Origin of the sequence: Hymenobacter guriensis (assembly GCF_015773195.1) — a bacterium.
Classification (GTDB): domain Bacteria; phylum Bacteroidota; class Bacteroidia; order Cytophagales; family Hymenobacteraceae; genus Hymenobacter; species Hymenobacter guriensis.
Genome location: NZ_JADWYK010000010.1, coordinates 146,472 through 167,448, shown reverse-complemented (window position 1 = coordinate 167,448; position 20,977 = coordinate 146,472). Strand labels below are relative to the sequence as shown.

Sequence of the window (20,977 nt, the reverse complement as noted above, 5' to 3'; positions counted from 1 at the left end):
AAGCAATACCGGGCATCGCTACCCGGTATTGACCTTTTTTTACTACTACAATGGATACGGTTACTGGCACATGGCCGAGTTAGGAACCGTACCACCTTCGGAAACGGCAATGCCGAAGATGCGGGTGACGCTGCGGGCGCCGCCGAAGCCGTCACACTCTACGGCAGTGCCAAACCACTTGGCTTCGGCCTTGTTCGCTGGCGCTACGGCCACCATCATGCCGGCGGACAAAGCGCCCACTACGGCTACCTTTTTACCCTTTTGGCGCACAGAGTGCAGGATGCTTGTGAATTTTTTTTTCATGGTATTGAAAGAGAAAATACAGATGCCTACTCTACTCGCTTTTCGGCTTACGCGGAGGCTGAATACCGGCCACGTCCCAAACATAGCAACTAAATTTAGTTGCAACAATGAATGCGACTAAATTTAGTTGCAAAGTTTTTTATTGGAGTTGGCCTGACTCCTAGTGTCCTGCTGGCAAAGCGAAGTCAGCGAGCTACCCTCTGTCTGGCTTTGGGCCGGTCAGGGGGCACTCCGGCGGCGTTAGTTTCCGCTATTGGGTAAGCACTGTGTGGGCCGCCAACCAGGTAGTGCCATTCGCCCAGTGACCCAAACCCGCGCCGATTATACACATCGCATAAAAGTTGAATACCGCCGTAGGTCTGAGCATCAACGCAGTGCTAGTAATCACCCCGTTTAACTGCTGCTTTCTCTACCCCTTGTCTCTGCAGGTGTCTGACCGCTTGCGGATGGAGCACTACCCCACTTATTTACAACGCTTTCGGGAACGGGGCATTGCGGCCTTTTTCATGGAAGGCCGGGACGGGCGCGTGATACCGGCCATGTGGCCGCCGCGCGGCAAAAAAGTGGAAGTGGCTTTGTGGCCCAAGTGTACGGCCGCGCTGCAGCGCGACCCGGTGCTTATGGAAGCGCTGTTGATGCAGATGCTCTGGTGCATGGACCACCCGCTTAAGACCGCTGCCATGTTTTGGGCCGTTACCCAGGGCGCTGTGCCGTTCGGAGACTGGCCACACCTGCTGAAGCCGAAAGAACTGGATCAGGTAGGTAGCCTGTGGTTGACCATCTACCGAGGGGCCCGCAAAAGCGCTATGCCCGATGACGTTACAATGGCAGGCTACGTCCAGGCCTTGACCCTGCAATTTGCTACGCAGGAAGAATACGCCGCCGCCCTATTGATCCAGGTAGGTCATTTTGACCAACTGCTGGCGCCTGGCATTCGCACGTTGCTCGACGGCACAGGCGTTGTTGACGCCGGGTAAGCGCCCGAACCGTAGCATCATCCGAAGGGATTTCCCTGAAAGTGGCACTTATAAAAGGTTTTAGTTTGGTTACACCCTTTGCCACAGCTCCGTATTAGTTCACTACGCGTAGTCCTGGTTCTGCCGGTGGGGCATGTTGTTTTTGCCGTTCATTGAGCATTGCGTGTGCAATCTCAAAGCACTTGGTCGCCATTGCGGGCTGGCTTAGTTGTTGAAATTCTGGCCTTGTGGCTAGGCCGACAAGAGCTTGACCAGCATAGTAGTCGAGCAGTGACATACCTGGGCTGCCGTCATTGTTTCCGGTCGGCAATCCATCACCATTATCCGAGTAGGTTTCGGGATAAGGAAATGCTGAAGGATCTCTCATAAGTGCGTCCGGGTATAGCCCCCGGCTAGGCTGAAATGGTGAATGCGGGGTAGTCCTGAGGCTTTCTCATGCAGTCTTACCCGGCAATTAGCCTTTACAGGTCGGCAAGACCTATTGCCTCAGCTAGCTGAAAGCTGCGGAATCCAGCTACCCTTCGAGGCTGCATGACTCAGAGAATTGCGTTGTTGCCAAATATACGCGTTTATTCAACACTGGTTTATATAAGGCAACAATCAGGCAGCTTAGGCAAAGGTGTTGTTGGTATTGAACAGCCACTATCTGTACTCAGAAGCCGAACGAAAATCTGTTAAATCGCATGTAAGGTAATGTAATGCATTGCTCATTGCAATTAAATATAATTGCAATGAATCCAAAAACGCTCGTACTTTGACACTTCTATTTTCTCTCTGCTTTATGCAACACAAATCCTCCGCTTCTTCCAAGCTATTACGTGTACCGTATGTAATGGCCTCACTCCACATCGTTGCCCAGTAAGCGAATGGATAGCCTTCACGCCGCTATTGTGCTTGTAGCAGGTTCAACGGGTTGTGCGGCTTCTGTCCATGCCCTAAGAGCCCTCTGGAGAGTCTATAACCATACCCCTACGCTTCCTGAATCCCTAAAGAAAAGCCCGGCCCCTAAACGGCACACCCCCCGCTATGTTCTGCAGCGGCAAATAGGACCCCATCAAAAGCACAACGGCCGGGTATGATACCCAGCCGTTGTGCTTTCTTCCTCCAGGGTGCTCCTGTCAACTCCAATACTCAACCATTGGCCTGTCAGCCTCCGGAATAGCGGTGTATGCTCCTTCTACCTGGGCTTCGGCATCAGCCACAACCGTAATGCTGCGCCCTACTCGTGCCAGGGCCTGGGCGCCGTACTGCTCCCGCTCGGGCGCAGGCATCCCAGCGGCCATTGCTTGCCGCTGGTAGCTGTTATACGTCTGCCGGTTTAACCGCAGGCGTTCTTGTTCTACTCGCAAGGTGTGGCGGGCCTGCTCGAATATTTCCAGGAGGGTCGTACTCATAGGTTTGGAAGCGCTTGGTCGGCAGGAACCGCAGTGAAGCCGTTTTGAGGAAGGATAAGAGTCAGCCACTCCTGGCGCTCATGAGGGGCACAAAAAGCAATGAATTGGGTAGCGGCAATGGCTTGGCGGGGTGCTCCAGGCTCTCGGCCACCAGCTTGAAAATAAACCGAGTACCGTTGAGGGTACGATAGTCCAGTTGCACAAACCCATAGGCGGGATGATACCAGAGGTCCAGGGAAGAGTTACCCACTGAGCTGCTTGCGTGGGCGCGAACCAGCCAGCATGGTAAGGAGCCCAGCGGCGTGCGCAATTCCCGCTGACCGACGACTTCATACTGGCTGCGCACCTGAATATTGCCCTGCCACGTTGCCCACTTAGGGTTGCCCCACTTCTCGTTCACCATTAAATCCCACGTCCACCGATGGCCCGTTTTGGCGGGCAATTGGATGTAAGGAAAAGGGCTCAGCTCCAAAATAGAATAGGCCTCCTCCCGGGGGGGATGGAGCCACAAGAGCGAATCGTGCTCGATGACGCCCGAAAAATCATGTGGCGCGGCGTGGGCATCGTAGCTATAGCCTAGTTTTGTTTGCCGCGTGATGAGGGCGAAATGAGCGGTACGGAACGTATCGACGCCCCAATTTAAACTGGGACCAAAGCTGGTGAGCACCATGGTATCCAGCTGTGCTTGCTGGCTACCCGGAGTAACCTGCGTTACTTGGTACGTCAGCTTTCGGCCTTCGCTAAAGGCTTTGGCGGGTGGAGCAACCTGCGCCGGTGGTCCTTGACAAGCTATCAAGGTAAACACCCCCCCAAGCAGTAGGAAGTGAGAAGCTAAGCCAAACCAATAGGAGCGAGACGAAATCCAAAGCATAGGGGATGCAGGTAAGAACTCCTGGTTCGGGTAAACTGCCATACCAGGAGTATCCCGCACAGAGAGGTCAAATCTATTGCCTTTTCAGAGTGCGCGCTTTCGCTCCTTTCGGTAAACGCCTAGCAATTGGCCGGCATCAAGTGCTAGTAGACCATTACCGAGCCGGACGAGTTTAACAACACCCAGTGTTCCAATGGCCGCCCGTAGTAGCGCACCTTAAGGCGGAGAATTGCAGGCTTATTCACATTTAGGCTGCTTGACTGACAAACAAATCTAGCTGCTCGGCAGGCTGATGAAAGGTTAGGGTGTAGCCTGACTGCCGCTGGAGCTTACTTCGCACTTGTCGGCTTAGTTCACGGTTGGCATCGACCTTTGCCCAGTAGCTGTTGCTTTCCTGCTGCCGACGGCATTGCGTGTTCTGCTGCTGCACCCTCTCGGCCGCGTTAAGGCGCTGATGGTAGATGCGCTGGCGCGTTGCCTGTATCAGGTCGCGCAGAAAGAGCTGCTGACGCTCAGCTAGCGTCATGTTAGCATACAGGCACCGAAACTCAACAGGCAAGTCCACCGGTACCCATGTGCCCAGAAACTCCCGTTGCGGCTGGGTCATCAGCTTTTCCACCCGTTCGGGGTGTTGCTCAACCAAGCGCAGTTCGTGCAGCAGTTCATTCAAACTCCGGTCGTCTTCCGTGTTGAAGCCTGAGACGAATGGCAAGCCTTGGTAGGGAGCCGCCTGGGCGTCCTCAATGAAAGGCTGGCCGTAGCAGCCGCGCCTATCCGGGTCGCTACACAAGCCGATGAACGTAAACTCATAGGTTTCCATCACGGCAGGCCAGTCAATGCAGCCAAAGGCGGTCAGACGGGGGGCAAACAAAGGAGCAGATTTCGGGGCGAGGGCTTTCACGGTCGGGAAGGGTGTTTGCGTTGTATAGTCCGTGTACGAATTTGGTCACCCTTTTGATGCTTGAAAGCAACAAATAACCCGTATATTTAGCCCAAAACCAACTATTTTTAATTGCCTCCGCACGACGGGCAGACGGCATAGCCTGTACTCAAGTCGTAGTTGTTGGCGGCGGTAACGTGGCCGCACCAGCCGCACGTTACCGGAGCTTTACTGCTCGAAGGTGGCGCTGGTGAACTGGCTGCCTTGGTCGGATTGGAAGATGTGCGGGACTGGCTGCTAGTGCAGAGCCTCGGTCAGGGCAGTAAGACAAGAGCCCTAGTCCAGCGTGTTGCTCAGCTCTTAGTCGAGCACGGCCACCAGGTAGAGGATGCCCCTGGCCACAGGTAACTAGTTGATATCCGTGCTCCAGACTTCGTTAGGGTTTGTCACCGCTCTCTACCACAGCAGGTGGGGGTAGCGCGTGATGATGTCGCCCGGTGTCGAGAGGCGGGACTTAGGGTAATAGTGTCTAAGACAGAAAGTGTTTGAATTTCATACTGATTGGTTTGATTAGCTTTTTTCTTCCTTGTAGAATGAAAGGATCTTTGTCGTGTAAAAGGCACTGGACCGCAAGGTGCGTATGGCACAATAAAACTGACCAATCACCTATGGAAACCCCACCCAACAACGATGCAACTACCGGCCTGAAACGTCGGGATATTTTGAAGTCAGGTTTGCTGCTTGCTGGCGTAACCATGCTGCCCGGTGGGTGCAAAACGCTCGCGGCGGGTGCCGCTGGTAGCAGTACCCAGTCGGCCGGGCAGCAATCCTCCACGGTCAAGGGCCGGCGCAAGCTGGGCACCCTGGAGGTTTCCAGCGTGGGCCTGGGCGTGCAGAACATGAGCCGCAAGTACACGACAGAGGTTCCGAACCGGGCCCAGATGCACGACATCATCCGCAGCGCCTACGACCACGGCGTTACCTTGTTCGACGCAGCGGAGGCGTACGGTCCGTGGGAAGTGGAGCGCATCCTCGGCGAGGCCGTGGGCCCCTTCCGCAACAAAATCGTGATTGAGACGAAGTTCGGCTGGAACATCGACCAGAATACCGGGCAGCGTCTCCCGGGCCTAAACAGTCGTCCCGATCACATCAAGCTCGTAGTAGAGAACATGCTTAAGCGCCTGCGCACCGACCGCATTGACCTGCTGTACCAGCATCGGGTCGACCCGGCGGTGCCCATCGAAGACGTGGTCGGCGCACTTCAAGACCTCATCAAACAGGGGAAAGTGTTGCATTACGGCCTGTCCGAACCTGGCTTGCAAACCGTCCGGCGCGCGCACGCCGTTCACCCGGTGACGGCGATTCAAAACGAGTATTCCCTACTCTGGCGGGGACCGGAAGCGGAAGTCATTCCGCTCTGCCAGGAGCTCGGCATCGGCTTCGTGCCGTGGAGCCCGCTGGGTGTCGGTTTCCTCACCGGGGCCGTTGACGCCAACACCCGGTTTGCGCCCGGCGACATTCGCGGCATAGAGTCCCGGTTTTCGCCGGAGAACATGCCGGGCAACCTAGCCCAAGTTGAGCTGGTAACAAGATGGGGAACCCAGAAGCAAGCTACACCTGCTCAGATATCGCTGGCCTGGCTGCTGGCTCAAAAGCCTTTTATTGTGCCCATCCCGGGCACCACGCAGATGGCACACATGCTGGAGAACAACGGGGCGGATGCCGTCCGGTTTACGGCGGACGAGATCGGGCAATTCAACTCGGAACTGGCCAAAATCCAGGTTAAAGGCGAGCGTCTGCCGCAGATGGTGCTCCAATTTTCCGGGGTTGAAGCCGCGCCCAAAGCCCGAAATTAATTCCGCCGACATCGCCCGCGTCCAGCGCGAAGGTGCCTGTCCGTCCGAGTGCGGGCAGGCAGGGCGCCAAAGAAATAACACGGTAACCATCTAAGCGCGCACACCATGAAAAGAATGATTCTGGGGTTTGTCTTGCTGATTAGCCACGCCCTGCAGGCGCAGCAACCCATGCCAACGGTTCGTACAGCCGCCGGCGTCGTACGCGGTGTGACGGAAGGGGATGTCACCAGCTTTAAGGGTATCCCGTACGCGGCGGCTCCGGTCGGCGCGAATCGCTGGCGTCCGCCCCAACCTTTCCCGGCGTGGCAGGGCGTGCGGGAGGCCAGCAAGTACGGGGCTGATGCCCCGCAGGCGGGCTGGCCACGCGGCTCGGGCATGTCGAAGACTTCCTCCGAAGATTGTCTGTTTCTTAATGTGTGGGCCCCGGCTTCCGCCACGAAGAAATCAAAGCTGCCCGTAATGGTCTGGATTCACGGTGGCGGTTTTGTGTTCGGTAGCGGGGGCGGCGCTGATTTTACCGGGGCCTCGTTTACTAAGCAGGGGGTGATGCTGGTGTCTATGAACTACCGGTTAGGGCGGTTCGGGTTCTTCGCGTTTCCCGCCTTGAGCCAGGAAAAGCCCAATGAGCCCAAAGGCAACTACGCCTACATGGACCAGATTGCGGCTCTGCAGTGGATTCAGAAGAATATCGCCGAGTTTGGGGGAGACGCCAATAACGTGACCATTTTCGGCGAGTCGGCAGGTGGGGTTTCCGTACAATCCCTGCTGACCATACCCGCGGCGAAAGGGCTGTTCCACAAAGCTATTGTGGAGTCCGGCGGCGGCCGCGATGGTGTGCTTACCGGACGACCCATCAATAAGGAAAATGTGGATGTGCACTATCCCGTTTCAGCGGAAGCCATCGGCGTAAATTTTGCTAAGCGGTGTAACATCGAAGGGACAGATGCCGCAGCCTTGGCCAAGCTGCGGGCGCTCAGTGCAGCCGAAATATTGGATGACGGCCAGGAAACAGCGGGCCCCGGTGGTCCGCCCACCTACCCAGGGCCGATTCTCGATGGCAAGCTCGTGGTGGAAACGGCTGAGAGTGCCTACAAAGCCGGCCGGGTGCCGCAGGTGCCGATAATTATCGGGTCCAACAGCGCGGAGGTGCCCGGTGGCTTTGTCAATGCTACCTCCAAGGAGCAGCTGCTCTCGTTGTTCGGCAACGCGAGGGACCAGGCAGCCGCTGTCTATGATGCGGATGGCAACACGGAATTTGCCAAGATGCTCACGCAGGTCAACACCGACAAAGTGTGGGCAGAGCCGGCCCGATTTACGGCGAAAGCGTTTACGGCCAAGGGTACGCCCGCCTACATTTACCTGTTCTCCTATGTCTCGCCTTCGATGCAGCAGTACATGCGGTATGGCGCAGGACATGCGTCCGAGATTCCATATGTATTTGGCACCATCAGGGGGCAAAATGCGGCGGCTGTGGTTCCCAAAGACCAAGAAGTGGCCACAATGATGAATACCTATTGGGCCAACTTTGCGAAGTCCGGTAATCCCAATGGCAAGGGACTGCCCTCCTGGCCCGTGTATGACTCCAGGAAGAATGAACTCATTGAGTTTCGACCTGATGGCTCTGCCGTTGGAGAGCCCGACCCCAAGAAAGCGCGACTGGACGTCATTGAAAAGGCCGTCACGTCAGGCAGCCTCCGCTAACGCAGGAATCCTCAATGCCAGTCTGGCGTGGAGCAATAGTACGGTGCCCGCAAAACACCTTTCCTTATCTGGCCACTGTCCCTACCAAAAAAGGCAAAACCGTCTGGTTAAAAAGGGTAACGGAGAAGTACCATAGATGAAGCATGCTTATAGGACGGGCGCTTAATAACAGCCGGCTATTACACTAGGTATGGGATAGCTAAGCCGGGAAATAGACCATTCAACCACCTTTAAGCCCTAACATGAAACAGCGCCTGCTTTTCGCCTTTGGTTCTTCGCTCGCCCTGCTGTCGTGTTCGCGCGGAGGAGATGATGGTGCGACGCCTACCCCGCCGGTTACTCCCACGTCCCCGGTGGAAACCAATGCGCCCAATGCCAATTATCGTCCCGCCTTTACGGGCCAAACCCGGGTTAGTGGCGTCACGACCCCGGCCAGCAGCTACCGGGCGGCCATCGTCACGTCCTCGCTGACCAACCCGTGGGGCGTGGCAAGTTTGCCCGATGGCTGCTTGCTGATAACCCAAAAAGCCGGCCAGCTGCGCATCGTTACGCCAGCCGGCGTGGTCAGCGCACCCATCACGGGCCTGCCTGCGGTCAATGCCTCCGGGCAGGGCGGGCTGCTGGGCTTGTGTATCGACCCGGATTTTGCCACCAACCGGATGGTGTACTGGTCCTTCTCGGAAGCCCGCCCGGGCGGCAACCTGACGGCCATCGGCAAGGGACGCTTAGCGACGGATGAACGGACCATCGAGGCGGCCACCGTGATTTACCGGGCCGAGCCCGCCTACGCCGGTGTGAATCATTACGGCGGCCGCGTGGTGTTCGACCGGTCGGGTAACCTGGTAGTGAGCACCGGCGAACGGGCCGATAACGCCACCCGGGCCCAGGCGCAATCCGTTACGGCGGCCCTGGGAAAGGTTATCCGCATCACGAAAGACGGGCAGCCGGCCCCTGGCAATCCCGTGTTTACGCAGGCGGGCGCCCGTTCCGAACTGTACTCCATTGGCCACCGCAACCCGCAAGGCTTGGCTATTCATCCAGTGACGGGAGATATCTGGCAAAGCGAGCACGGCCCCCGGGGCGGCGACGAGCTCAACCGCCCTCAGCCGGGGGCTAATTATGGCTGGCCGACGATTACCTACGGCCTTGAGTACAGTGGTCAGCCCGTGTTGAGCGGCATCCAGCAGCAACAGGGCATGGAGCAACCCGTCTACTACTGGGACCCGGTGGTGTCCCCCAGCGGCATGACCTTTTACGCGGGCAACCGCATCGCCGAATGGCAGAACAACCTGTTCATCGGCGCCCTCAGCGGCCAGCACATCGTGCGCCTGGTTATCGACAACAACCGGGTGGTGGGCGAAGAGCGGCTGCTGGCCAGCGAAGGGCAACGCTTCCGCGACATCACGCAGGGGACCGATGGCGCCTTGTATGCCATCACCGACCAAGGCCGTCTGTATCGAATAGACCGACCCTAACCAGAGGGCGCTATATTGTAGGCGCTGTACCCCCATTCTAAACGTCCAGCGTCTTCGCGGCAGCTATCAGTCAATTCATTTTTAAGGAAAATTTCAGTGATGACAACTCCAAAAACATCCATGAGCAGGCGGTCATTCCTGAAATCTTCTGCCCTGGCCGGGGGAGGACTGATGATCAGTTTTACGTGGTTATCAGCCTTCACCCCGGCTGGCCGGGAAGAAGAGCCGGTCCCGACTGGAAAATGGGTTGAAATCAACGGGTATGTAAAAATCACCCCCGATAACGTCATCACCATCCTGAACCCGAATCCGGAATTTGGGCAAAACGTGATGACCTCGCTGCCCATGATTATTGCCGAAGAGCTGGACGCAGACTGGCAGAAAATCGTGGTGGAGATGGGTCCCCACGACAGCGTGAAATTAGGGCCCCAGTTTACCGGGGGCAGCAATTCCGTGCGGATGTACTGGAAACCGCTGCGCGAAGCGGGAGCCGCGGCCCGCCAGATGTTGCGGGACGCCGCCGCCCAGGCCTGGGGGGTGCCGGTGGAGGAAGTGACCACCAAAGCCGGTATGCTGTACCACGGGAAAAGCCGTAAATCCGGCACCTACGGCAGTTTTGCCGCCAAGGCCGCTGGCCTGCCGATTCCCAAAGGCGTGAAGCTGAAAGAAGCCAAGGATTTCACGGTCGTCAGCCGGTCTAAAAAGAATGTGGAAGGCCTGAAAATCGTTTCCGGCAAGCCCCTGTTTGGCTTGGACTACCAGCAGCCGGGGATGCTGATTGCCATGGTGGAGCATCCGCCGGCCTTTGGCCTGAAGCTCAAATCCTTCGATGCTGCCGAGGCCTTGCGCATGCCGGGCATCACGGATATTTTCCGTCAAAAACTATACGAGGAGGGCTTTGAGCAGGGCGGATTCGACACCCGCACCTTCAACGAGTTGCTGGTGGTCGTGGGCAAAACCACGTGGCAGGTGATGCAGGCCCGCAAAAAACTGAACGTGCAGTGGGAGCCGGCCGGTGATATCAAGGACATCATAGGCGGCTGGGGCCAGAAAAGAGAGGTCGTTGTACCGGGCGAGCTGGAAAGCACGGACGCCCAGCTGCAAAAAATGAAGGAATACGCGGCTAAGCCGGCCGAGCAGCTCCGCAAGGATGGTGACCCGGAAACGGTGTTTAAAAATGCCGCCCAGGTGATTGAGCGCACCTATAATGCCCCGTTTCTGGCCCATAACTGCATGGAGCCCATAAACTTCTTCGCCCATGTCACGGAGGAGAAGGCCTTGTTGGTCGGCCCGCTGCAGGCTCCGGGGTGGACGGAACCCACGCTGGCCAAGGTCTTGAACCTGCCCGCCGACAAAATAGAAATTCAGATGACCCGGATGGGCGGCGGCTTCGGGCGCCGGGCCTATGGGCATTACCTGACCGAAGCGGCCCTGATATCCAAAAAAGTAAAAGCTCCGGTCAAGCTGGTCTACACCCGCGAGGATGACATGACCTACGGAATTTACCGCCCCCTGTATACGGCGACCTATCGGGCCGCCCTGGACGCGAATAAGAACCTGATTGCCTTCCACGTGAAGGGCGGTGGTATTCCGGAGCATCCGATTCATGCCAACCGGTTTCCGGCCGGCGCGGTCGATAACTATCTGGCCGAAGGATGGGAGATACCGTCCAACGTCACGATTGGAGCGTTCCGGGCGCCGCGCTCCAACTTCAACGCGGCGGCTGAGCAATCCTTCCTGGATGAGTTGGCGGAGGCCATGGGCAAAGACCCGATTGAGTTTCGGTTGGAGCTGCTGAAACGAGCCAAGGAAAATCCGGTCGGCAAAAACAATGAGTATGATGCCGACCGCTACGCCGAGGTACTAAAGTTGGTGCGCGATAAGTCCGGCTGGAACCAGGCGGCAAACCAGAAATACAGCCGAGGGGTAGCCGCTTACTTCTGCCATAACTCTTACGCGGCCCACGTGGTGGACATGGTGATGCGAGACGGGCAGCCCTACGTGGAAAGGGTCTTCAGCGCCATTGATTGCGGCATCGTGATAAATCCGGATGCGGCGGCGAACATGGTGCAGGGCGCCGTAATCGACGGGATTGGGAATGCCTTTTACGGGGGGCTGACGCTGAAGAATGGGGCCGTCGAACAAAGGAACTTCTATAACTACCGGCTCATCCGAATGCACGAGGCCCCGAAAAAGATTGACGTTCATTTCGTGCAGAATAACATCGACCCGACCGGCTTGGGCGAGCCGCCATTCCCGCCGGTTTTTGGGGCGGTGGCCAATGCCTTGTACAAAGCAGCGGGCAAACGTTTCTATCAACAGCCTTTCGGTCCCCAACTGACTAATACGACGGCTCTTTAATCTTCCGGCTTCTCCTACTTTCCTATTCCGGCCATGCTTAACCTAACCATCAACAAAAAAGCCTACCACGTAGACGTCGACCCGGATACCCCTTTGCTCTGGGTGCTGCGGGATACGCTGGGCCTGGTAGGAACGAAATACGGCTGCGGCGTCGCGCAATGCGGGGCTTGTACGGTGCACCTGAACGGGGAGGCGGTTCGTTCTTGTGTGACCAAAGTGAGCCGGGCCGTCGGGCAAAAAGTAGTGACGATTGAAGGGCTGGCAGAAAAGGCGGACCACCCCGTGCAAAAAGCCTGGCTGGAACTGGACGTGGCGCAGTGTGGCTACTGCCAGTCGGGGCAGATTATGTCCGCCGCGGTACTGCTCCGGGAAAACAAGAATCCGACGGACGCGGACATCGATGCGGCCATGGCCGGCAACATTTGCCGCTGCGGTACCTACCTGCGGGTACGGGAGGCTATTCGGTTGGCCGCTACCTCGCAGCGCAAAGCCGGCAATGGCTGATAGCCTCTGAATCGGCCTTCCTACACCGTTGTGTTGACTCTCTTCTATGAAACCCCATCCTGCACCTAACCCCCGTACTTCTTCTCTCCTGAAAATAGGGGCGGCCCTGTCGTTCATTATTTTCATCACCACCGCCGTCACCACGGTTTCCAGCGGTGAAAGGGCGCGCACGGGGGGCAGGGAAACGCCGTTACGCACCGGCAGCCCGAGACCGGCAAGGACCGCGCAGGACCGTGCCGAATCAGTGGAGGCCTTTGGCAAAGTCTATAAAGTGCTGATGAGCCCCCGCTGCCTGAACTGCCACCCGGCGGGGAACGTCCCGCTGCAGGGCGACGACAGCCACTTGCATACCATGCTTCCCCAGCGCGGCGTGGATGGCAAAGGCGTGTTCGCCATGAAGTGCGGCAACTGCCATCAGGCCACCAACACCCCCGGCCGGCACACCCCGCCCGGCAACCCGGAATGGCATCTGCCGCCCGCGAACATGAAGATGGTTTTCCAGGGCCGCACCCCTAACCAATTGGCCAAACAGTTGGTGGACCCCAAGCAAAACGGCCGCAAGTCCATGAAGGAGTTGCTGGAACACGCCGATGATACACTCGTACTGGCCGGCTGGCATCCCGGGGAAGGGCGTACGCTGCCCCCCATGAGCCATGCCGAGTTTAAAAAAGCCTGGACGACTTGGCTGGAAAAGGGCGCCGTTGCGCCAGCTCCTTGATAAAAGCTACTGCTGGCTTCTAATCCGATGTTAGCAGCCGAGCCCAACGAAGGCGCTGTCCGACCGGAAGTGTTTGAAAAGTATACTAACTCGTTTGATTAGCTTTTTCCGCCGCCTGGAAACGGCCGGACCTTTACGAAGCCAATCTGCCGCAGTCGGGCATGTCCTGCCAACCTAGGGCAGAGTAGCCATACTGCCTCGCATTCAATCAGTTTACCTTCCGGCACGAACCCTGAATCTTATGAAAACGCTTTTTCTGACCGTGAGCCTGCTTTTCACCGGCCTGCAGCTAACCCTGGCGCAGGCTAAACTGCCGGTCTCCGCCACCACCACTACCAAAGAGGAGCAGGAAGTTCTGGCCCTGTCCAAAACCAAATGGGCGTGGATGGCCGATAAGGATGTAGCGGCTTTAAACGGGCTTTTTAAAGACAACTCCGTCTTTGTGCACATGGGCGGCAGCTGGGGGAAAGACCAGGAGCTCAGCGTCATCAAAGGGGGCATGATTTGGTATAAGAAAGCCGAAGTCTATGCCGCTTCCGTGAACATGTTTGACAGCACGGCCATCCTGCTAAATGATATTGACCTGGTGGCCGTGGTCGGCGGCAAGGAGGTCATCAATCCCTTTATGGTGACGGAGGTATACCTCAAAGAGGAGGGCCAATGGAAGCTGGGCTCGCTCACCTTCTCCCACCTGGCCCGGCCCGTCAAGTTGAATGCGCCCGCTAGTGCGTCCCCGGCGCAACGCTAATCCATTACGACCTGTTTGGGTGAGTTAATCAGCAGTTAATAAGCTATTTATGACCGTTATGATTCTGGGAGCCGCCGGTCAAATCGCCCGCATGGCCACCGAGAGTTTACTTCGCCAGACCGACGCGGACCTGATTTTATATGCGCGCAAGGCCACCACGCGCCTGAAGGGCACTGCCCAGGAGCGGGTACGGTTGGTGAACGGAGACTTTCAGGATGTCGAGGCCCTAATCAAGCACCTGCAGGGGGTCGATGTCGTGTACATCACCGCCGCGGGCGATACGGATGCCAAGCAACGCATTGCTGCGGCCATCCAAGCGGCGGGCGTGAAAAAGGTCATCGATACCTCCATCCTGGGCATTTACGACGAAGTACCCGGCAATTTCGGCAAGTGGAACACGCGCATGGTGGGTGCCAGCCGGATACGCCAAGTAGCGGAGGCCACCCGTGTTTTTGAGAACGAGGCCTTCGACTACACGATTCTACGCCTGACTTGGCTGTATAATCAAGCCGGTAATACCGCGTACATGCTCACCCAGAAAGGGAAGCCCTTTGTCGGGGCCCAGGTGACCCGGCAGGCAGTCGCCCAGCTTATCGTCGACATCGTCACGGCACCGGATGACCGCTTTGTCAAGAAAAGCTTAGGCGTGAGCGAGCCGAATACCGACTGGGACAAGCCTTCCTTTTATTAACCGAAGCGCTGTAAGGGCCAAGTGCCACTTCTCAGTACCCCAACAAACCAGACAAAAAAGCAGAGATGCTTACCGATGCCGGCCGGCTTGGAGCCTCGACAGTACGAGAGTCGCCCTGGCCACCGCTCGCGGGTGAAGCAAACGGTAACCTGGTGAGATGGATTCTCCGAGCTTGAACAGCTGGTAATTACGCACGCAGTTACCCGGGGGTAACCGCGACATCACAACGAAAAGTCATTGGGAGGATGGGTAACCATAAAACCCGCTATTTTGCCTTTCGCCCTCCGCCTACTGTCGCACCCTAGTTGATTGCTGTATGAAAGAATTGCTGCTGGCCGGCGTGCCGTTCCGATTCGACGGCCGACTGTGGCTGCAAAGCCCCAACGACCGGTTTATGGGCATTGGGCGCCTGCAGCTGCTGGAGGACATTGCTGCTCTGGGCTCCATCTCGCAGGCGGCTCAAGCTATGAACATGTCCTACAAGCGCGCCTGGGACCTCGTGGCTTCCATGAACGCCCAGGCACGCATGCCCTTGGTGCAGACCCAGACGGGCGGCAAGCGTGGAGGGGGCGCTACGCTCACCCCCGCCGGGGAGCAGGTGATGTCCGAGTTCCGGGCCATGCACGCCCGGTTCGCCGCTTTTCTGGCCGACGAAACCGCCCGGCTGTATTCTTAGCCGGCATAAAAGAAGATTAATCCGAGTGAGGGTCATCGTTATATTTGACAGAATATAACCGTTTGCCACATGCTTAAACCCCTACATTCCCAGGTGGGCTTTTGGTGGCTGGTCACCAGCGGGCTTGTGCTTCTAGCTAGCCCCAAGCTGTCGGCGCAGGGGCAGGCCCGGCCTGCTGCGACAGCACCCGACTCGTTGCACTCCGAGCTAAAGGAAGTGGTGGTATCGGCCTCGCGGGTCGAGGAGAGCTTTTTACAGTCGCCGGTGACGGTCGAGAAGCTCAGCGCCCGCGCCATCCGGCTCTCACCCGCCCCCTCGTTTTTTGACGCTATCGAGCATCTGAAAGGCGTGCAGGTCCTCTCGACCAGTTTGGGCTTCAAAGTCATCAACGCCCGGGGGTTCACCAACACGACCAACGTGCGCTTCGCGCAGCTCGTGGACGGGGTGGACAACCAAGCCCCGCATATTGGTGGACCCATCGGCAACATGCTGGGCCCAAGTGACCTGGATATTCAGCGCGTGGAAGTAGTGCCCGGCACGGCTGCGGCCCTTTACGGGCTTAATGCCATCAACGGGCTGGCCAATTTTCAGACCAAGAACCCGTTCAACACCGAGGGGCTGAGCGTGCGCCAGCAAACGGGAATCAATCACCTTAACGACTCCAACGTGCGGTCCCTGGGGCTGGGCAGCTCGTCAGAAAACCTGTACTCGGAAACCAGCCTGCGCTACGCTCACGTGTTGGTAGCCGAGAAGCTGGCCTTCAAGGTCAATGGGACTTACCTGCGTGCCTACGACTGGGTGGCAGGTGACCAGACCGACCTGTTCCCGAATGGCAACGCCACCACCGGCCTGTTTGACGCTGAGAATCCCGCCTTGGACCCGGTCAACCGCTACGGCACTGAGTCCTCGAACCGCAGCACACTCACCCTCGGTGGGCGGCAGTACGTGGTGGCCCGCACCGGCTACGACGAGCGTGACCTGGTGAATTACACCGTTAAAAGCCTGAAAGCCGACGCAGCCCTGCACTACCGCTTCAAGCCCGACGTGGAGTTGGCCTATACTTACCGCGTGGCCGGCTTCGACAACGTGTACCAGCGCTCGAACCGTTTCCGTCTGCAGGGATACCGCCTGCAGCAGCACGCGCTGACCCTGACCACGCCCGTGGTGCAGGCCCGCGCCTACCTTACCCAGGAAAACACGGGCAAGAGCTATAATCTGCGCTCCATGGGCGAGAACCTGGACCGTAGCTTCCAGCCCGACGCGGCCTGGAACAGCCAGTATACCTCGGCCTGGAACGCAGCCGTGGCGGCGGGGCAGACGGTGGCTCAGGCCCACGCCAGTGCCCGCACCGTAGCCGATGCCGGCCGTCTACAACCCGGCACGCCGCCCTTTAACCAGCGGCTGAGTGAGCTGCAGGACATTAACAACTGGGACCAGGGCGCGGCCCTGCGCGTGCAAGCTGACCTGCTGCACGTCGAGGCCCAGGTGAACCTGGCCGAAGCCTGGCGGCGTCACGGCGGCCAGCTGCCGACCAACCTGGATGCGCTGGCCGGGGCTGACCACCGTACCTATGAGGTGGTACCCGACGGCAACTACTTCATCAACCCAGAGAAAGGGCAGGACCCGCTGGCCGACAACTTGACCTACGCCAAAACCGGCGGCTTTCTGCAGGCCGGCGGCCGCTTTTTGGCGGAAAAGCTGCGCCTAACCGCCACGTTGCGGGTGGACAAAAATGACTACTTCGACGTGAAGCTCAACCCGCGCTTTACGGCTGTGTTCTCGCCCACCCAGCAGCAAAACTTCCGGCTGAGCTACCAAAGCGGCTATCGCTTTCCAAGTTTGTTTGAGGGATTCTCTAATGTGAACAGCGGGCAGGTGAAGCGCATCGGCGGGCTGCGGGTGATGTCGGACGGCGTATTCGAGAACAGCTACCTGCGCACCAGCATCGACGCGTTCAACACGGCTGTCACGGCCGCCATCAACGCCAACACGTCGTCGCAAACCACGGCCCAGAAGCGGGCAGCGGCCGTGCTGGCCAACCAGAGTACCCTAGTGAAGAACCCCTATACGTACATCAAACCGGAATATATCCGCTCGCTGGAGGCCGGCTACAAGGCGGTCTTTCTGCCCCAGGGCCGGCTGCTGGTGGACGTCGACTTTTACTATAACGCCTACCGCGACTTCATCGCCCAAGTGGAGGCATATGTGCCCCAGACCAGCACCGGCGTGGCCCTCAACACCGGCACCGACCTTAACACCATCGCCACGGCCCTGAACACGACCACCGCGCCCGCCGGCGGGGTCCGGGGCCAGGCCCGCTACCGCCTCTGGACCAACTCGCAGAGCCGGGTGACCAACTACGGCGGCTCGGTCGGAGTGCGCTACGAGGTGGGCCGCGGCTTCCTGCTGGGGGCCAACACCACCTACACCCGCCTGCGCCGCACCGAGAACGGCGACGGGCTGGAAGATGGCTTCAACACCCCGCGCTGGGTTTACAACCTGAGCGTGGCCAACGACAACGTGGCGGGCAACTTCGGCTTCGGCCTTAACTACCGCCACCAAAGCCGCTACTTCTCCCAGACGTTTCTGGTGGTGGGCACCGTTCCGGCCTATGAATCACTCGACGCGCAGCTCAGCTACCACATCCCCGCCGCGCAGGTGCGCCTGAAGCTGGGTGCCAGTAACGTGCTCAACGACTACTACGTGTCTTATCTAGGCGGGCCGAGCGTAGGCGGCTTGTATTACCTAACGGTAGCGTACGGGCTATAAACCATTCACTGGCGGCCTCGGCACTAGTTACTCCCTTCCGGATTACCTGTAGCGGGTATATATCCGCTACGCCAAGCCAAAAACCTGGCACGGCTCCTGCCGCTCGTTCCGGGCAGTACCTCTGGGTGAATCCCGTCTGGCCGTGTAAGGGTATCGTAGCGGGAACAGGATTACATGATGCGTCCGTCGTTAGCTGCGCTACGGGCGGCTTATTAAAACCTGCTTCATCCTGCGTTACCTGCTCAGTAAGCTCTTGCGGCGCAAGAGCCACCGCAGCTCAACAAGGGCGAGCGGCTGCTCGTGCTGCGGGTGTTTCTAGTATGCCTAATGGTTTCTGCAAGTTGCAAAGGCCATTGGAAGCAGCCCGGTTGGACCATAGAATAATTTTATCCCCCGCTGCTTTAAGAAGGCTCTTTCTGTGGGGAGGGGAAATGGGCGTTCTGTGCTGGACCGGCGCCTGTTTGATAATTATACTCTTTCGTTTGATTCGTGTTTAACTACCGGATTGGTATTCAGGACCTTTGTGTTACTCCTTGCTGCCGGTAGTACCCGGCTCCACGCAGGTGCTTGACACTGCATAATCCATGCGTGTGAGACCTAGCCGGGTTGGCAGTTGGCGCGGTTCGTTGGCAACCGCGTTCGCGCTCACCAACCGTCCGTGAGCGCGAAAGCAGGGGGAGTACTTCCTTTTTAACCAGCACTCGACCCGCCATTGCGAAGGCCGAGCACCAATAGGCTCGACGTATCGGGCCTGGTCTGCAGCGGCCGGTGCTTCGGCTCCGGCCCGTCTCCGCAAGGCACGAGGCACTAATGCCCATAAAAATGAAAAAGACAACGTTTATTCTTGTAGCCGCGAGTATGGCAACCGGCCTGATGTCTTCCGCTCCAACCAAATCAAGCAACCCGTTCGGCCTGGTCTACGGGGATGCGATTACCGAAAATGTAAAGGGTAAAGTGAATATCCATCCGGTGAGCTATAAGCTGAACGGCATCGCTATCGCGGCGAATGTGTACACCCCGGCCAACTACGACGCGTCCAAGACCTATCCGGCCGTGGTGGTGGCGCACCCCAACGGGGGCATCAAAGAGCAGACGGCGGGCTTGTATGCGCAGCGGTTGGCCGAGGCGGGGTACATCACCATTGCGGCCGACGCCGCCTACCAGGGCGCCAGCGGCGGCGAGCCCCGGCATACGGATAAGCCGGCCGCCCGCACGGAAGACATTCGGGGCATGGCGGACTTTATCACGCAGTACGCCGGAGTCGATGCCAACCGCTTAGGTGCATTGGGCATTTGTGGCGGCGGCGGGTACACGCTGAAAACCGCGCAATCCGACAAACGCTTCAAAGCCGTTGCCACCCTGAGCATGTTCAATTCCGGCGAGGTGCGACGCAATGGCTTTCAGAATTCGGACGTCGCCACCATTCAGCCGCGCCTGCAGAAAGCCGCGGCGGCCCGGGCGCAGGAAGCCGCGGGGGGTAAAATCCTGTATAGTGGGGTGGCCAGCATTACCGATGCCGAAATCGCCAGAACCCCCACCGACCTATACCGGGAAGGCTACGAGTACTATTACCGCACTCACGCGCATCCCAACTCCACCTTTCTCTATACCACCAGCAGCCTGCTCGACCTAATGACGTGGGATGCCACCGCGGGCCTGGAGCTACTTAATCAGCCCCTGTTGATGATGGCGGGGAGCAAGGCCGACACCAAATACATGACGGACGAGGCGTTTGCCAAAGCAACCAACGCCAAAGACAAGGAACTGTTCATCATCGAGGGCGCCACGCACATTCAGAGCTACTGGAAGCCGGAGTACGTGAATCAGGCCGTAGCCAAGGCGGTCGGTTTCTTCGGCAAGACGCTATAAGCTAGGTCGTGGAACACGACCCAGTGGTTCGGCACGACAGAACTGTTCGAGGAATATGGTAAAGAAACTCAAAAGGCTGGTGGGCAACGCAGCCCTGCTGCTCGGCTTTCTGCTCACCGGCAATTGTTCCGGGCAGAATCAACCCGTCGATGCGTTACCTCCCACGCGAACGAACACACCCAGTAGCAAGGCCATGAGCACGCATTTGACAGCGGAGAATCTGGTGCGGGACATAGTTGACCATCCTGCTTTTACCGGCTTTGGCGACAAGCTTTTGCCCTGGGATGACAATTCCCCATACTATGCGACCCGGCTTGCCAAGGTGGGGTCACTCATGCCCTACCATGGGCACGTGCGTCCGGAGGTGGTGCTGTCGGCGGTAAATCACCTGATTGATGAAGCCAGCGGCGGGAAAACCATTTTCTATGATTTTTACTCCGCCCAGCAAAAGCAGCAGGACGCTTCCAAGCAGCAAACCGGTCTGTTCTTTTACCGGGGAACCCCCGGGGCCCCGTTTGCCATCGTCTGTCCGGGCGGCGGATTCAGTTACGTGGGCTCCTTACACGAAGGCTTTCCGCTGGCCCAGCAGATAAGCAGCAGCAACCTGAATGCCTTTGTCATCCGGTACCGGATAGGCAGCGAGCAAAGCGCCACCGAAGATTTGGCGGCCGCCATCGCCTACATCTTCCGGAATGCCGAAAAACTAGGGGTAAGCACCCGGGATTATTCCCTGTGGGGCGGCTCTGCCGGCGCCCGGATGGCAGGCAACATTGCCTTGAGCGGGGTGGCGGCGTTTGGCGGGGGCAGTTTACCCAAACCGGCTACTGCCGTTATCGCTTATACCGGCCAATCCACCTATTCCGCCGCCTTTCCCCCTACGTTTATCACGGTGGCCGCCAACGACGGCATTGCCAGTGTCAAAACGGTGGAAAGAAGAGTGGAGAGCTTAAAAGCAGCGGGCGTGGAAGTCGTATACCGCCGGTACCTCACCGCCGGCCATGGTTTTGGGACCGGGAAAGGTACCGATGCCGAAGGCTGGATGGAGGAGGCCATCAGGTTTTGGAAAAAGCATATAAAGAACTAGCCAGCAGGAAAATAAACGCGTTCGCGATGAATGACATGAGGGCTGGACAAGAAGTCCTCTGCCTAGCCAGGGAGAAGGGGCTAGGGATGGCTGCGAAGCA

18 protein-coding genes are annotated in these 20,977 nt (G+C 58.1%); 13 read left to right on the top strand and 5 right to left on the bottom strand.

Annotation, left to right across the window (positions count from 1 at the left end; genetic code table 11):
• Nucleotides 1-60: 60 nt before the first annotated feature.
• Nucleotides 61-303: a hypothetical protein gene (locus tag I5L79_RS16225; RefSeq protein WP_196956115.1), complete on the bottom strand. Its 243-nt coding sequence runs from the start codon at nt 301-303 to the stop codon at nt 61-63.
• Nucleotides 304-731: 428 nt separating this feature from the next.
• Between I5L79_RS16225 and I5L79_RS16220 the strand changes: the two genes are divergently transcribed.
• Nucleotides 732-1,280 (top strand): hypothetical protein, encoded by a 549-nt coding sequence (locus tag I5L79_RS16220; protein WP_196956114.1) that lies wholly within the window; start codon nt 732-734, stop codon nt 1,278-1,280.
• 94 nt (nt 1,281-1,374) lie between these two features.
• Here I5L79_RS16220 and I5L79_RS16215 read toward each other — a convergent pair whose 3' ends face one another.
• From I5L79_RS16215 to I5L79_RS16200, 4 genes are all read right to left on the bottom strand, one after another.
• A complete protein-coding gene (locus tag I5L79_RS16215; protein WP_196956113.1) occupies nt 1,375-1,647 on the bottom strand; it encodes a hypothetical protein in 273 nt (90 codons plus the stop codon).
• Between the two features lie 751 nt (nt 1,648-2,398).
• The gene (locus I5L79_RS16210) at nt 2,399-2,674 is read right to left on the bottom strand and encodes a hypothetical protein (RefSeq protein ID WP_196956112.1); all 276 of its coding nucleotides are present in this window, start codon (nt 2,672-2,674) and stop codon (nt 2,399-2,401) included.
• Nucleotides 2,675-2,735: 61 nt separating this feature from the next.
• Entirely contained in the window at nt 2,736-3,545 is an 810-nt protein-coding gene (locus I5L79_RS16205) for a hypothetical protein (protein ID WP_196956111.1), read from the bottom strand.
• Between the two features lie 247 nt (nt 3,546-3,792).
• Nucleotides 3,793-4,446 (bottom strand): hypothetical protein, encoded by a 654-nt coding sequence (locus tag I5L79_RS16200; RefSeq protein WP_196956110.1) that lies wholly within the window; start codon nt 4,444-4,446, stop codon nt 3,793-3,795.
• A gap of 647 nt (nt 4,447-5,093) precedes the next feature.
• Between I5L79_RS16200 and I5L79_RS16195 the strand changes: the two genes are divergently transcribed.
• The 12 genes from I5L79_RS16195 to I5L79_RS16140 all read left to right on the top strand — a co-directional run bounded on the left by I5L79_RS16195 (nt 5,094) and on the right by I5L79_RS16140 (nt 20,877).
• On the top strand, nt 5,094-6,281 hold the full coding sequence (locus tag I5L79_RS16195) for an aldo/keto reductase (RefSeq protein WP_196956109.1): 1,188 nt from the start codon (nt 5,094-5,096) through the stop codon (nt 6,279-6,281).
• A gap of 105 nt (nt 6,282-6,386) precedes the next feature.
• Nucleotides 6,387-7,982 (top strand): carboxylesterase/lipase family protein, encoded by a 1,596-nt coding sequence (locus I5L79_RS16190; RefSeq protein WP_196956108.1) that lies wholly within the window; start codon nt 6,387-6,389, stop codon nt 7,980-7,982.
• Nucleotides 7,983-8,224: 242 nt separating this feature from the next.
• On the top strand, nt 8,225-9,457 hold the full coding sequence (locus I5L79_RS16185) for a PQQ-dependent sugar dehydrogenase (RefSeq protein ID WP_196956107.1): 1,233 nt from the start codon (nt 8,225-8,227) through the stop codon (nt 9,455-9,457).
• Nucleotides 9,458-9,556: 99 nt separating this feature from the next.
• Nucleotides 9,557-11,818, top strand: a complete 2,262-nt coding sequence (locus I5L79_RS16180) for a xanthine dehydrogenase family protein molybdopterin-binding subunit (protein WP_196956106.1) — start codon at nt 9,557-9,559, stop codon at nt 11,816-11,818.
• Between the two features lie 33 nt (nt 11,819-11,851).
• Nucleotides 11,852-12,322: a (2Fe-2S)-binding protein gene (locus tag I5L79_RS16175; RefSeq protein ID WP_196956105.1), complete on the top strand. Its 471-nt coding sequence runs from the start codon at nt 11,852-11,854 to the stop codon at nt 12,320-12,322.
• Between the two features lie 46 nt (nt 12,323-12,368).
• Entirely contained in the window at nt 12,369-13,040 is a 672-nt protein-coding gene (locus I5L79_RS16170) for a hypothetical protein (protein ID WP_196956104.1), read from the top strand.
• A 241-nt stretch (nt 13,041-13,281) separates the two neighbouring features.
• Entirely contained in the window at nt 13,282-13,788 is a 507-nt protein-coding gene (locus I5L79_RS16165) for a nuclear transport factor 2 family protein (protein WP_196956103.1), read from the top strand.
• A 49-nt stretch (nt 13,789-13,837) separates the two neighbouring features.
• Nucleotides 13,838-14,479, top strand: a complete 642-nt coding sequence (locus I5L79_RS16160) for an NAD(P)H-binding protein (RefSeq protein ID WP_196956102.1) — start codon at nt 13,838-13,840, stop codon at nt 14,477-14,479.
• 316 nt (nt 14,480-14,795) lie between these two features.
• Nucleotides 14,796-15,155 carry a winged helix-turn-helix domain-containing protein gene (locus tag I5L79_RS16155; protein WP_231403150.1) on the top strand — a complete coding sequence of 120 codons (360 nt, stop codon included), beginning with the start codon at nt 14,796-14,798 and terminating at the stop codon, nt 15,153-15,155.
• Between the two features lie 69 nt (nt 15,156-15,224).
• Entirely contained in the window at nt 15,225-17,924 is a 2,700-nt protein-coding gene (locus I5L79_RS16150) for a TonB-dependent receptor (RefSeq protein WP_196956101.1), read from the top strand.
• An 873-nt stretch (nt 17,925-18,797) separates the two neighbouring features.
• Complete coding sequence (locus I5L79_RS16145) at nt 18,798-19,793, top strand: alpha/beta hydrolase (RefSeq protein WP_231403149.1); 996 nt, start codon at nt 18,798-18,800, stop codon at nt 19,791-19,793.
• A gap of 55 nt (nt 19,794-19,848) precedes the next feature.
• Entirely contained in the window at nt 19,849-20,877 is a 1,029-nt protein-coding gene (locus I5L79_RS16140; protein WP_196956099.1) for an alpha/beta hydrolase, read from the top strand.
• Nucleotides 20,878-20,977: the final 100 nt, after the last annotated feature.

What these genes read in the sequence shown, in the direction of transcription:
- I5L79_RS16225 (WP_196956115.1), bottom strand. Translation starts at nt 303, where the DNA reads ATGAAAAAAAAATTCACAAGCATCCTGCACTCTGTGCGCCAAAAGGGT.
- I5L79_RS16215 (WP_196956113.1), bottom strand. Translation starts at nt 1,647, where the DNA reads ATGAGAGATCCTTCAGCATTTCCTTATCCCGAAACCTACTCGGATAAT.
- I5L79_RS16210 (WP_196956112.1), bottom strand. Translation starts at nt 2,674, where the DNA reads ATGAGTACGACCCTCCTGGAAATATTCGAGCAGGCCCGCCACACCTTG.
- I5L79_RS16205 (WP_196956111.1), bottom strand. Translation starts at nt 3,545, where the DNA reads ATGCTTTGGATTTCGTCTCGCTCCTATTGGTTTGGCTTAGCTTCTCAC.
- I5L79_RS16195 (WP_196956109.1), top strand. Translation starts at nt 5,094, where the DNA reads ATGGAAACCCCACCCAACAACGATGCAACTACCGGCCTGAAACGTCGG.
- I5L79_RS16190 (WP_196956108.1), top strand. Translation starts at nt 6,387, where the DNA reads ATGAAAAGAATGATTCTGGGGTTTGTCTTGCTGATTAGCCACGCCCTG.
- I5L79_RS16185 (WP_196956107.1), top strand. Translation starts at nt 8,225, where the DNA reads ATGAAACAGCGCCTGCTTTTCGCCTTTGGTTCTTCGCTCGCCCTGCTG.
- I5L79_RS16180 (WP_196956106.1), top strand. Translation starts at nt 9,557, where the DNA reads ATGACAACTCCAAAAACATCCATGAGCAGGCGGTCATTCCTGAAATCT.
- I5L79_RS16175 (WP_196956105.1), top strand. Translation starts at nt 11,852, where the DNA reads ATGCTTAACCTAACCATCAACAAAAAAGCCTACCACGTAGACGTCGAC.
- I5L79_RS16170 (WP_196956104.1), top strand. Translation starts at nt 12,369, where the DNA reads ATGAAACCCCATCCTGCACCTAACCCCCGTACTTCTTCTCTCCTGAAA.
- I5L79_RS16165 (WP_196956103.1), top strand. Translation starts at nt 13,282, where the DNA reads ATGAAAACGCTTTTTCTGACCGTGAGCCTGCTTTTCACCGGCCTGCAG.
- I5L79_RS16160 (WP_196956102.1), top strand. Translation starts at nt 13,838, where the DNA reads ATGACCGTTATGATTCTGGGAGCCGCCGGTCAAATCGCCCGCATGGCC.
- I5L79_RS16155 (WP_231403150.1), top strand. Translation starts at nt 14,796, where the DNA reads ATGAAAGAATTGCTGCTGGCCGGCGTGCCGTTCCGATTCGACGGCCGA.
- I5L79_RS16150 (WP_196956101.1), top strand. Translation starts at nt 15,225, where the DNA reads ATGCTTAAACCCCTACATTCCCAGGTGGGCTTTTGGTGGCTGGTCACC.
- I5L79_RS16145 (WP_231403149.1), top strand. Translation starts at nt 18,798, where the DNA reads ATGTCTTCCGCTCCAACCAAATCAAGCAACCCGTTCGGCCTGGTCTAC.
- I5L79_RS16140 (WP_196956099.1), top strand. Translation starts at nt 19,849, where the DNA reads ATGGTAAAGAAACTCAAAAGGCTGGTGGGCAACGCAGCCCTGCTGCTC.